Origin of the sequence: Streptomyces sp. NPDC059524 (assembly GCF_042749255.1) — a bacterium.
In the GTDB taxonomy this organism is placed as follows: Bacteria; Actinomycetota; Actinomycetes; order Streptomycetales; family Streptomycetaceae; genus Streptomyces; species Streptomyces xanthii.
Genome location: NZ_JBHYTK010000023.1, coordinates 1 through 11,412, shown reverse-complemented (window position 1 = coordinate 11,412; position 11,412 = coordinate 1). Strand labels below are relative to the sequence as shown.

General features: G+C 74.0%; 13 protein-coding genes. 8 read left to right on the top strand and 5 right to left on the bottom strand.

The features are described 5' to 3' along the window. Window positions 1–119 precede the first annotated feature (119 nt). Together ACFW9D_RS09610 and ACFW9D_RS09605 are read right to left on the bottom strand one after the other, a co-directional pair. Window positions 120–542: a MarR family winged helix-turn-helix transcriptional regulator gene (locus ACFW9D_RS09610; protein ID WP_384619829.1), complete on the bottom strand. Its 423-nt coding sequence runs from the start codon at window positions 540–542 to the stop codon at window positions 120–122. Between the two features lie 78 nt (window positions 543–620). Then, window positions 621–1,106 (bottom strand): hypothetical protein, encoded by a 486-nt coding sequence (locus ACFW9D_RS09605; RefSeq protein ID WP_384619728.1) that lies wholly within the window; start codon window positions 1,104–1,106, stop codon window positions 621–623. A gap of 77 nt (window positions 1,107–1,183) precedes the next feature. On the opposite strand from ACFW9D_RS09605, the gene ACFW9D_RS09600 reads away from it, so the two are divergent. From ACFW9D_RS09600 to ACFW9D_RS09590, 3 genes are all read left to right on the top strand, one after another. Beyond that, window positions 1,184–1,519: a YnfA family protein gene (locus tag ACFW9D_RS09600; protein WP_384619726.1), complete on the top strand. Its 336-nt coding sequence runs from the start codon at window positions 1,184–1,186 to the stop codon at window positions 1,517–1,519. Window positions 1,520–1,581: 62 nt separating this feature from the next. Next, window positions 1,582–2,349 carry an SDR family NAD(P)-dependent oxidoreductase gene (locus ACFW9D_RS09595; RefSeq protein ID WP_188337512.1) on the top strand — a complete coding sequence of 256 codons (768 nt, stop codon included), beginning with the start codon at window positions 1,582–1,584 and terminating at the stop codon, window positions 2,347–2,349. A gap of 2 nt (window positions 2,350–2,351) precedes the next feature. Further along, window positions 2,352–2,549, top strand: coding sequence for a hypothetical protein (locus ACFW9D_RS09590; RefSeq protein WP_384619826.1), 198 nt, complete (start codon window positions 2,352–2,354; stop codon window positions 2,547–2,549). 16 nt (window positions 2,550–2,565) lie between these two features. Here ACFW9D_RS09590 and ACFW9D_RS09585 read toward each other — a convergent pair whose 3' ends face one another. Beyond that, window positions 2,566–3,399 (bottom strand): DUF6597 domain-containing transcriptional factor, encoded by an 834-nt coding sequence (locus tag ACFW9D_RS09585; RefSeq protein ID WP_384619725.1) that lies wholly within the window; start codon window positions 3,397–3,399, stop codon window positions 2,566–2,568. Window positions 3,400–3,478: 79 nt separating this feature from the next. Between ACFW9D_RS09585 and ACFW9D_RS09580 the strand changes: the two genes are divergently transcribed. From ACFW9D_RS09580 to ACFW9D_RS09570, 3 genes are all read left to right on the top strand, one after another. After that, window positions 3,479–4,081 (top strand): TIGR03086 family metal-binding protein, encoded by a 603-nt coding sequence (locus ACFW9D_RS09580; protein WP_384619722.1) that lies wholly within the window; start codon window positions 3,479–3,481, stop codon window positions 4,079–4,081. 121 nt (window positions 4,082–4,202) lie between these two features. Next, complete coding sequence (locus ACFW9D_RS09575) at window positions 4,203–5,294, top strand: LLM class flavin-dependent oxidoreductase (protein WP_384619720.1); 1,092 nt, start codon at window positions 4,203–4,205, stop codon at window positions 5,292–5,294. After that, entirely contained in the window at window positions 5,291–5,959 is a 669-nt protein-coding gene (locus ACFW9D_RS09570; protein WP_188337507.1) for a CE1759 family FMN reductase, read from the top strand. Before ACFW9D_RS09575 ends, ACFW9D_RS09570 begins: the two co-directional genes overlap by 4 nt. Before the next feature lie 45 nt (window positions 5,960–6,004). Here ACFW9D_RS09570 and ACFW9D_RS09565 read toward each other — a convergent pair whose 3' ends face one another. Together ACFW9D_RS09565 and ACFW9D_RS09560 are read right to left on the bottom strand one after the other, a co-directional pair. Beyond that, window positions 6,005–7,570, bottom strand: coding sequence for a hypothetical protein (locus ACFW9D_RS09565; protein ID WP_384619716.1), 1,566 nt, complete (start codon window positions 7,568–7,570; stop codon window positions 6,005–6,007). Between the two features lie 9 nt (window positions 7,571–7,579). Further along, a complete protein-coding gene (locus ACFW9D_RS09560) occupies window positions 7,580–8,899 on the bottom strand; it encodes a glycosyltransferase family 4 protein (RefSeq protein ID WP_384619713.1) in 1,320 nt (439 codons plus the stop codon). A gap of 177 nt (window positions 8,900–9,076) precedes the next feature. On the opposite strand from ACFW9D_RS09560, the gene ACFW9D_RS09555 reads away from it, so the two are divergent. Both ACFW9D_RS09555 and ACFW9D_RS09550 read left to right on the top strand, forming a co-directional pair. Next, on the top strand, window positions 9,077–9,799 hold the full coding sequence (locus ACFW9D_RS09555; protein WP_384619711.1) for a response regulator transcription factor: 723 nt from the start codon (window positions 9,077–9,079) through the stop codon (window positions 9,797–9,799). Window positions 9,800–9,894: 95 nt separating this feature from the next. Then, a complete protein-coding gene (locus tag ACFW9D_RS09550; RefSeq protein WP_384619824.1) occupies window positions 9,895–11,295 on the top strand; it encodes an ATP-binding protein in 1,401 nt (466 codons plus the stop codon). Window positions 11,296–11,412 lie beyond the last annotated feature (117 nt).

Genomic DNA, 11,412 nt, shown 5'->3' with positions numbered 1-11,412 from the left:
GGCGCACTCGCGTTCGCGTGGGTGTGTGGTGGCGATGCTACCTGCTGTGCTGTTGTTTGGGGGCGGCGCGCCACCGGGGGCCGCCCCCCCCCCCCCCCGGGGGCGGCCCCTTCGTCTGCCTAGGGAGCGTCGAGCTCGCCGGTGCGGAGGCGTTCGATCTGGGTGGTGCTGAAGGCGACCGTGCGTTTCATGTGGGCTGTGATCAGGGCGAGTTCGGAGTTTTCGAGGTCTTCGAAGAGGGCGGACCAGTCGGTGGCGAGGCGGTCCCAGACGGCGCCGAACTCTGCGGTTTTCTCGGGGACGAGGGTGACGAGGACGCGGCGGCGGTCGGTGGTGTCGCGTTCCCGGGTGACGTAGCCGGCCTTCTGGAGGCGGTCGACGAGGCGGGTCGCGGAGCCGGTGGTCAGGCCGGTGAGTTCGGCGATGCGGCCGGTGGTGACGGGGGCCGCTTCGAGGCTGAGGAGGTTGAGGCACTGCAGGTCGGTGGGGTGCAGGCCGATGTGGTCCGCGACGGCCTGGTTGAACAGGGCGTAGGCGGCCATGTAGCGGCGCGACGTGGCGAAGAGGTCGTCGAGCAGGGCGGTGCGGGTGGGCTTGGGCACGGGTTCAACGTAGCGGCGTCAGAAGGTGTACGTGTCGCCGGTGTCCAGGACGAGGAGCCGGTGGTGGTCGTTGTCGGGGTTGTGGTCGGTGGGGCCGCCGGTGAAGACGGTGTCGACGGTGAGGGTGAGTTCGCTGGGGGTGGCGGCGAGGCGGAGGTCGAGGCTGAGGGGGGTGCCGGTGGTGTCGGCGGGGAGGGCGCCGGTGCGGCAGGCGAGGGAGCGGGGGCCGGTGCGCAGGCAGGCCGGGGGGAGGGGCTGGGCGTCGGCGAGGGGGGTGCTCCAGGTGAGGCGGACGGTGGCGTCGGGGATGTCGGCGGGGCCGTGGTTCTGCGGGGTGAGGTGGAGGGTGGTGCGGCCGGGGGTGAGGGTGGCGGTGCCGTGGTGGGCGAGGTCGGCCTCGGGCGCGTTGCCGTCGGCGGTGGTGTGAGGGGCTGCCGGTGTGGTGGTGAGGAGGAGGGCGGCTGTGGCGAGTGCCGGGGTGAGGGCGGTGGCGGTGAGATTCATGGGGGCGGTGTTCCACCTGGGGTGTGGCGTGATGCGCGGGGCGCGGGGGTGTGACTCGCACGTGGGACGCTGTGGGCATGGTCGTCGCCCGTTCTGTCGTGCTGTTCGTGCTGGCCGCGTTGTTCGAGATCGGGGGTGCGTGGCTGGTGTGGCAGGGGGTGCGGGAGCAGCGGGGCTGGGTGTGGGTGGGGGCGGGGGTGATCGCGCTGGGGTTGTACGGGTTCGTGGCGACGTTGCAGCCGGACGCGGAGTTCGGGCGGATCCTGGCGGCGTACGGCGGGGTGTTCGTGGCGGGGTCGATCGCGTGGGGGATGGTCGCGGACGGGTACCGGCCGTCGCGGTGGGATGTGGTGGGTGCGGTGATCTGTCTGGTGGGGATGGCGGTGATCATGTACGCGCCGCGGGGTGACTGAGCGCGCGTACTCTGGACGGGACCCTGTTCGCGCGTCGTCCGCCCGTACCGTCTGGAGCAGCCATGGCCCCCGCAGCCGCGTCCCGTATCGCCGTCGTCACCGGTGCGAGCAGTGGGATCGGTGCCGCGACGGCGCGGCAGCTGGCGGCGGCGGGGTACCGGGTGGTGCTGACGGCGCGCCGCAAGGACCGGATCGAGGCGCTGGCCGAGGAGATCACGGCGGCGGGGCACGACGCGGTGGCGTACGGGCTGGACGTGACGGACCGGGCCGCGGTGGACGAGTTCGCGCGGGCGTTCCGGACGGTCGGGGTGCTGGTGAACAACGCGGGCGGGGCGCTGGGCGCGGATCCGGTGGCGACGGGTGATCCGGAGCAGTGGCGTCAGATGTACGAGACGAACGTGCTGGGCACGTTGAACGTGACGCAGGCGCTGCTGCCGGCGCTGACCGGGTCCGGTGACGGCACGGTGGTCATCCTGTCGTCGACGGCGGGGCACGCGACGTACGAGGGCGGCGGCGGTTATGTGGCCGCGAAGCACGCGGAGCACGTGCTGGCGGAGACGCTGCGGCTGGAGATCGTGGGGACGCCGGTGCGGGTGATCGAGGTGGCGCCGGGTCTGGTGAAGACGGACGAGTTCGCGCTGACGCGGTTCGGCGGGGACAGGGAGAAGGCGGAGAAGGTGTACGCGGGCGTCGCGGAGCCGCTGACGGCGGACGACGTCGCGGACACGATCACCTGGGCGGTGACGCGGCCGCCGCACGTGAACATCGATCTGCTGGTGGTGCGCCCGCGTGCGCAGGCCTCCAACACCAAGGTGCACAGGGAGCTGTGACGATGTCGGACGGCGCGCAGCCCGGCCCTGGTTCTCCGGCTCCCGATCCGCTGGACGCGCTGCAGCGCGAGTACGACGCGCGGCGGGCGGCGCAGGAGAAGAAGGGGGAGCGGTACATGTGGTGGTACCTGGGTTATTTCCTCTTCGGGATCCACATCGTGGCGTTCGTGATGATCTACGCGGTCACTCACGCGAAGTAGTCCGGGTGCGGGGTGCTCAGGGTGACTCGCCCGCGTAGGCGGCGGGGGAGACGCCGATGGTGGTGGTGAAGTCGCGGACGAGGTGGGCCTGGTCCGCGTAGCCGAGGTCGGCGGCGAGGGCGGCCCAGTCGACGGTGGTGCGGGTGGCGGCGGCTTCGAGGGCGTCGTGGATGCGGTAGCGCAGGATGCACCATTTGGGGCTGACGCCGACGTGGCCGGCGAAGAGCCGTTGCAGGGCGCGTACGGACATGGCTTCGTCGTGGGCGAGGTCGGCGACGCGCTGGACGGTGCGGTCGGTGCGGATGCGGGCGACGAGGCGGCGGGCCTGTTCGGTCTGGGGGTCGGGGGCGGCCGGGGCCAGGGGGAGCAGGTAGGCGTCGAGGGCGGCGACGCGGTCCTGGTCGTCGGCGGGGCCGACGATGGCGGGGATGTCGGTGGTGGGGAAGACGTCGTCGTAGGGCAGGACGCGGCCGGTCCAGTGGGAGACGGGTGTCTCGGGGGCGAAGGGGCGGAAGGCGCCCGGGTGGAACTTGACGCCGCAGACGCGGCCGCGGCCGCCGATCTTGCGGGTGTAGAGGCCGGGTGCGCTGACGCCGGTGAGCTCGCCGTAGGGCGGTCCTTCGTTCTCGTCCCACTGGAAGGTGAGGTGCACGGCGGGGTGCGGGACGATGTGGGAGGCGTAGGGGGCGGGGAGGTCCCAGTCGATCAGCCAGTAGTGCTCGATGTAGGGGCGCAGGGGTTCGGCGGGCGGGAGCCGGCGGAAGCGGACGCGGGTGAGCAGGGCGGCGGGGTCGACGATGCCCCGTGTGTCCTGGCCCTGGTCCTCGGCGCGGCCGCGGTCGCGTTCCATGCCGGGATCGTACGGCGGGCCACTGACAGTGCCGCGTTTCTTCAAGAGCCGGGCGTCCTGGCGTTCGTATGGTCGGGGTATGGACAGTGACGAGCGGGAGACGGTCGGGCCGGCGGAGCCGGCGTTCGGTGTCGGTGAGCTGATGGAGCGGGCGGCGGGGCGGGCGGTGCCCGTGGTGGCCGCGATCGCGGACGCAGACCTGGAGCGGCCGACGCCGTGTGCGCAGTACACGGTGAAGGACCTGGTCAACCATCTGATCCAGGTGCTGGTGGAGTTCCAGGCGCTCGCGGCGAAGGGGGAGTCGGACTTCTCGGGGGCGCCGGATTTCGTGGGGGAGGACGCGGCGGGCTGGCGGGACCGGTTCGCGCGGGAGGCGTCGGCGCTGGTCGCGGCGTGGTCGCGGCCCGGGGCGGAGGAGGGGACGGCCGGGGCGATGAACATGCCGGCCCGGTTGGTGGGCTCCATGGCGCTGCTGGATCTGACGGTGCACGCGTGGGATCTGGCGCGGGCGACGGATCAGCTCTACGAGGCCCCCGCGGAGGTGGTGGGGCCTTTGATCGCGGCGGTGTCGGAGCTGGGGCCGACGGCGCGGCGGATGAACGTGTTCGGGGCCGAGGTGGAGGTGGCGGCCTCGGCGGATCCGTTCGTGCGGCTGCTGGCGGCGACGGGGCGCCGGGTCTGAGGGGGTGAGGCGCGGTCGGCGGGGGCTGCTCGGGGTCTCGGGGAGGGGTGCGGGAATAGCTCGCCGGGGTCTCACGTTCCGGGGTATAGTTGAATCGTCAACAACCCGGAGGGTGAGCGAAATGCAGTTCGGGATCTTCAGCGTCGGTGACGTCACCGTCGACCCCACGACCGGCCGCGCGCCGACCGAGCACGAGCGCATCAAGGCGATGCTCGCGATCGCGCAGAAGGCGGAGGAGGTCGGCCTGGACGTCTTCGCGACCGGTGAGCACCACAACCCGCCGTTCGTCCCGTCGTCCCCGACGACGATGCTCGGCTACATCGCCGCCCGCACGGAGAACCTGATCCTCTCCACGTCCACGACCCTGATCACCACGAACGACCCGGTGAAGATCGCCGAGGACTTCGCGATGCTCCAGCACGTCTCGGACGGCCGGGTCGACGTGATGATGGGCCGCGGCAACACCGGGCCGGTCTATCCCTGGTTCGGCAAGGACATCCGCGACGGCATCGACCTCGCGATCGAGAACTACGCGCTGGTCCGCCGCCTGTGGGACGAGGACGTCGTCACCTGGAAGGGCAAGTTCCGCACGCCGCTCCAGTCCTTCACGTCCACCCCGCGCCCGCTCGACGGCGTCGCGCCGTTCGTCTGGCACGGCTCCATCCGCTCCCCGGAGATCGCCGAGCAGGCCGCGTACTACGGCGACGGCTTCTTCCACAACAACATCTTCTGGCCCGCCAGCCACACCAAGCAGATGGTGAACCTGTACCGGCAGCGCTACGCCCACTACGGGCACGGCACCCCGGAGCAGGCGATCGTCGGCCTCGGCGGCCAGGTGTTCATGCGCAAGAACTCGCAGGACGCGGTGCGTGAGTTCCGCCCCTACTTCGACAACGCGCCGGTCTACGGCCACGGCCCCTCGCTGGAGGAGTTCACCCGCGAGACGCCGCTGACCGTCGGCTCCCCGCAGGAGGTCATCGAGCGGACCCTGTCGTTCCGTGACTACGTGGGCGACTACCAGCGCCAGCTGTTCCTGATGGACCACGCGGGCCTGCCGCTCAAGACGGTCCTGGAGCAGCTCGACCTGCTCGGCGAGGAGGTCGTCCCGGTGCTGCGCAAGGAGTTCGCGAACCTCAAGCCGGCGAACGTGCCGGACGCCCCCACCCACGCCGCCCGTGTCGCGGCCAAGAACGAGGAGGTCAAGAGCGCATGAAGCTCGTCGTCGTCTCGGCGGGGCTGAGCGCCCCGTCCTCCACCCGGCTGCTCGCCGACCGGCTGGCCGCCGCCACCCGGGAGCACGCCGGGAGCGACATCGACGTGCAGGTCATCGAGTTGCGGGACCTGGCGACGGAGATAGCCCAGCACTTCGTCACCGGGTTCCCGTCCTCCCGGCTCGCCGCCGCGCTCGACGCGGTGGCGGCCTCGGACGGCCTGATCGCCGTGTCGCCGGTGTTCTCGGCGTCGTACAGCGGACTGTTCAAGTCGTTCTTCGACGTCATCGACAAGGACGCGCTCACCGGGAAGCCGGTGCTCGTCGGCGCGACCGGCGGCACCGCCCGGCACTCGCTCGTCACCGAGCACGCCCTGCGCCCGCTGTTCACGTACCTGAGGGCCCTCGTCCTGCCGACCGCGGTCTACGCGGCCTCGGAGGACTGGGGCGACGAGGGCCTGGACCGGCGCATCGCCCGGGCGGGCGCCGAACTGGCCCGCTTCCTGGCCCCGGCCGCCGCGGTGCCCCGCCCGGGAACCCCGGACGTGGACACGGCGGCGGCGATCGCGCCCCGCTCGCTGCACGGCGCGATCACCTCGGTCGACCCGGCGGACGGCTTCCAGGTCGTCCCCTTCGAGCAGCAGCTCGCCGCGCTCCGGGCCGAGTAGCGGCGGGTGCACGAGCAGCGGAGGGCGCAGGGGGCACGGAAGGCGCTACGGGCCGGGAGGCAGCTGCTCCCGGCCGGGCGCCTTCCAGGCCGTCCAGCCGGGGGTGCCCGGCAGCTCGTACGGGGTCCAGTCGCGGGCGTAGTGCGGCGGCCGCTGCCCGCGTGAGGTGAGCAGGGCCGTCGGCACCAGGGCCGCCCGGCGCAGCAGTCCGGCCCGGGTGGTGGAGGCGTTGTTGCCGGTGAGCTGCGCGGACGCGCAGCCGGCGGCGTAGGCGATGGGCAGGGCGCGCGGGCCCGTGACCAGGCACGGCGGTGTCAGCCCGAGTGAGCGCAGCCCGTGGGCCGCCGCCACGTAGCGGGCGTCCTTCGCCGCCGTCTCGGCCGTCTGCCGGCCGAGCACCAGGAACTGCCCGCAGAGTTGCACCGCGCACACGGCGACGACCAGTGCGGCGAGCACCCGTGGCCGGGCGATCCGCACCGCCACCGTGGCGACGGGCAGTGCAAGGAGCGCGTACGCCGGGACGAGGAAGCGCGGCGCGGAGTACCCGATGAGCAGCAGGTACGAGACGCCGAGCGCGGCGGCGCAGGCGACGCACAGCACGATCGGGGCCGTCGGCGCGTTCCGTCCGCGCCGGCGGTCGCGCCAGGTCAGGAGGACGGCCGCCGCCGCGAGCAGGGGGAGGGCGAGCCACCACAGGGACGTCCAGGGCAGGTCGGGCGGGCCGCTCGTGCAGGGGCGGCACAGGAGCGGTCCGTTCAGGGCGTGCCAGGCCGTGCCGAGGTTCGGGTGGAGGCCGAGGTCGCCCTCGGTCGCGCTGGACACGTGCAGGCGGGCGCGGACGCCGCCCCAGCGCGCGTACGCCTCGACGATCCACTGGGCGAGCCCGGCGGCGAGCCCCGCCGCGAGGAACGGCAGCATCCGCCGCCGCCCCCGGGCCGCCGCGGCGCACACCGCCATCGGCAGCACCAGCCACACCGCGTCCGGCGCCCGGAACAGGGCCACCCCGGCGACGCAGCAGGCCAGCGGGACGCCCCGGCCGCGCAGGAAGCAGCCGACGGCGCCGACCGCGCCGAACGCCACCCACAGGTTGGGCATGGCCATCGGGCCGGACAGCACCGTGATCCACAGGCTCGCGAACAGCAGCGCCGCGAGCGCCGTCACCCGCGTCCCGAGCAGCGGCCGCCACACCCGGAACGAGGCGTAGAGCGCGGCCGAGGACAGCACGGTCAGGACCACGCGCAGCACGGTCGTGGAGGCGGTGAGCGCGACGACCGGCGCGGTCAGCAGGCTCGTGCCGCGGGAGCGCGGGGCGCTGAAGAACGCGGCCGGCCGGCGCGGGTCGTACTGCGAGAGGTAGACGGACTCGTCCCAGCCGAGCCCGTGACGCAGCCGCGGTACGACGAGGACCAGCGCGAGGAGCCCGTAGAGGGCGGCGACGACGGCGAGCGGATCGACGCGCGGGCCGGTGCGGCCGGCGGTTGCGCCGCTGTGAGCGGGCCGGGAGACGGGTCGCCACCGACTTTGTCGATCCGTCTCCCGGCCCTGGGGCACCCGCCGCCCCCGGGACCCGAAGGCCGTGGATCCCGAGGGTGCGGGCGGTTCGGAGGGCACGGGACGTCCCTAGGGGTGCCGGGGGTGCGCGGCGGGACTTCCGGGCCGGCGCCGGTCACCGGGCTGCTGGTCGCCGGGGCGGTCCGCGTGCGGGCCGCCGCCCCCGGGGCCCCGCAGGGCGCGGGCCCGGCGGCGGGCCCAGCCCGTGGCCCGGGCCGTGAAGCGCTGCCAGGAGCGGCGGTGGCGGGTCTCGCGCAGCTCCGCGAAGAGGAGGGCGTAGCGGGAGACGATCGGGGCCGGGTCGAAGCGGTGGGCCGAGGCGAGGGCGGCGGTGCCCATCGCGCGGCGGGCCGGCGCGTCCTCGATCAGGGCGACGATCGCCTCCGCGAGGGCGCGGGTGTCGCCGAGCGGGACGAGCCGGCCGTCGACGCCGTCCGTGATGATCTCGGCGGGGCCGAGCGGCGCGTCGGTGCTGACGACGGGCACCCCGCAGCGCATCGCCTCGACCAGCGTCATGCCGAACGACTCCGCGTCCGAGGCGCTGACCACGATCGACGCCCGCGCGAACTCCGGCTCGATCGGCGACACCGCGCCCATGAGGCGGGCCCGGCCGGTCAGCCCGAGCCCGCCCACGAGATCGCGCAGCCGCGCCTCCTGCGGGCCGCCGCCGTAGATCCGCAGCTCCCAGTCCGGCTCCTTCGCGGCGACCGCGGCGAACGCCTCCAGGAGCAGGTCGTAGCGCTTGCCGGGGGCGAGCCGGCCCGCCGCCGCGATGATCCGGGAGGAGCCGTCCGACGGGGGCACGTCGGCGGGCGGCACGATGTTCGGCACGGCCAGGATCCGCACGCCGGGCAGCGGCATCCGCGCCCGGTACACGGCCGCGTCCGCCTCCGTCGTCGTGACGACCGCGTCGAGGAACCGGTAGTGCCGGGCCAGCTGCGCCCGCAGCTTCTTGCCGTGCGCGTCGTGCCGCAGGTGCTCCTGCCCGATGCGCAGGGCGCGCCGCGGGCCCCACAGCGACAGATAGACGTTGAGCCCGGGGCGCGTACCGATCACGACGTCCGCGTCGCAGCTCTCCAGGTAGGCGCGCACCCGCTGGTCGTGCAGCAGCGAGTACTGCTCGAACCGCTTCTCCGCCGAGGGGAAGGCGCGGGCCGGGCGCGCGAAGGCGTCCAGGTCGCGGTCCGTGCCGCCGTCGCGCGCGTCGACGAGCGGGACCAGCGAGATCCTCGGGTCGAGGGCGAACCGGGGGTGTTCGCGGTGCCGGTTCATCGACGCGACCTCCACCTCGTGCCCGCCGTGCTCGGCGAGCGCGGCGGCGAGGTTGAGCGTCGTGCGCACCGTGCCGCCGATGGCGTACGCGTTGTGCAGCAGGAACACGATCTTCATGCGTAGTGCCTTCCCCGTGCCTTCCCCGGCGGACGCGGTCCGGCGGTGCGATGTCCCGCCTCACCGTGCTCCTCTCGGGTAAGCCGCTGCTCCGGGGCGGGTGAGAGCCGGGTAAGAAGCCGTTCGGCGGACCTCCGAACGGGGGAGCCGCGCACGTCACGGGGGCACACTGGGCAGGTGTCCGATTCCGCCGCACCCGCCCCCACCGTGCTGCTCGCCGAGGACGACCGGGCGATCCGCAACGCCCTCGAACGCGCGCTGACCCTGGAGGGCTACGCCGTGACGGCCGTCGCCGACGGCGTCCAGGCGCTGGCCGCCGCCCACCGCGCGCGGCCCGACATCCTCGTCCTCGACGTGATGATGCCGGGCATCGACGGCCTCCAGGTCTGCCGGGTGCTGCGCGCGGAGGGTGACCGCACGCCGATCCTGATGCTGACCGCGCTCGTGGAGACCCCGGACCGGATCGCGGGCCTGGACGCGGGCGCCGACGACTACGTGGTCAAGCCGTTCGACGTCGAGGAGGTCTTCGCCCGGCTGCGGGCCCTGCTGCGCCGCACCGCCCCCGAGCCGGAGCCGCAGCCGCAGGAGCCCGGCGTCGACGGCCAGGTGATCGCCGCCGACCTGCGCATCGACCCGCAGGCCCGGCGCGCCTGGCGCGGCAGCCGCGAACTGGAACTGACCCGCACCGAGTTCGACCTCCTCGAACTCCTCGCCCGCAACCACGGCATCGTCCTCGACCACGCCACGATCTACGACCGCATCTGGGGCTACGACTTCGGCCCCGGCTCCAAGAACCTCGCCGTGTACGTCGGCTACCTGCGCCGCAAGGTCGACGACCCCGACGGCCCGCCGCTCCTGCACACCGTGCGCGGCGTCGGCTACGTCCTGCGGGAAGCGTGAACCGGCCGCGCGGGGACGCCGCCGAGGCGCGCGGGGACGCCCCGGAGGCGCGCGGGGACGCCGCCGAGGGGCCCGGGGCCCGGCCGCCGCGCAGCCTGCGCACCAAGCTCGCCCTGTCGTTCGCCGCCGTCGCCGCCGGGGTGACCGCCCTGGTCGGCTTCCTCTCCTACGACGCCGCCGCCCGACTGGTCCGCGTCGACCAGCAGGCCGTGTTCGACGAGGTCGTCCACGACCTGCGCCAGCAGGTCACGCAACAGACGCTGCGCCCCGGCGACTTCACCTCCGGCGACCCCGACCACGACGGGCCGCGCGACGACCTGACCCGCCCGGCCGGCACCGACGTGCAGGTCCTCGGCCCCGGCGGCGCCGTCGTCGACGCGGGCAGTCCGAGGCTGCCCGTCGACGCGGCCGCCCGCCGCACCGCCGACACCCCGAAGGCCGGCACCCGCGCCGAGGACGACGAGGTCGTGATCGACGGCGACGTGTACCGGATGGCGACCGTCGCGCTCGGCAGCGGGCGCGGCGCGGTGCAGGTCGCGCAGGAGTTCAGCGACACCGAGGACCTGCTGCGGGAACTGCAGAAACGCACCGTGCTGTTCGCGCTGGCCGTCGTCGCCGCCGCGGGCCTGTTCGGCTGGTGGCTGGCCCGCCGCATCACCTCCCGGCTCGTCCGGCTCGCCGGCACCGCCGAACACGTCGCCTCCACCGGGCGGCTCGACGTGGCCGTGCCCGTGGAGGGCGGCGACGAGGTCGGCAGCCTGGGCCGCTCCTTCGACCGCATGCTCGGCCGGCTCGCCCGCTCCGTCGAGGACCAGCGGCGCCTCGTCCAGGACGCCGGCCACGAACTGCGCACCCCGCTCACCTCGCTGCGCACCAACATCTCCCTGCTGCGCCGCATCGACGAGCTGCCGCCCGCCGCCCGTGAGGAACTTGTCGCCGACCTCGCCGACGAGTCCCGCGAACTGACCGACCTGGTCAACGAACTGGTGGACCTCGCGGCCGGCAAGGAGGACGAGGAACCGGTCGTCACCGTCGCCCTCGCCGACACCGCCGAGGACGCCGCGACCCTCGCCCGGCGCCGCACCGGCCGCACCGTGGTGGTGCGGACCGAGGGCGACACGGTCGTACGGGGGCGGGCCGCGCAGTTGCAGCGGGCGCTGTCCAACCTGGTGGAGAACGCGGCCAAGTTCGACCCCGGGGGCTCCGCCGCGATCGAGATCGTGGTGAGCCGGGGTGCCGGATCGCCGGCCGTGCGGGTGGAGGTCCTCGACCGGGGACCCGGGCTCGCCGCCGACGACGCCGAGCGGGTCTTCGACCGGTTCTACCGGGCGCCGGCGGCGCGGAGCCTGCCGGGGTCGGGGCTCGGGCTCTCCATCGTGCGGGATGTTGCGGCAGCGCACGGGGGTGTCGTGTTCGCCGCCGCGCGAGAGGGGGGCGGGGCCGTGTTCGGCTTCACGGTGCGGGGCGCGGAACCGGGCGCCTCGGACTCGCCGTAACTCCGCCCGTTCGTCGCCCGACCACCGGCCGGTGGGGGCTGATCGCGCAGTTCCCCGCGCCCCTGAAATGCAGACCCTTCGGGTCGCATTTCCCCGATGCGCTGACGCCCCCTGGAG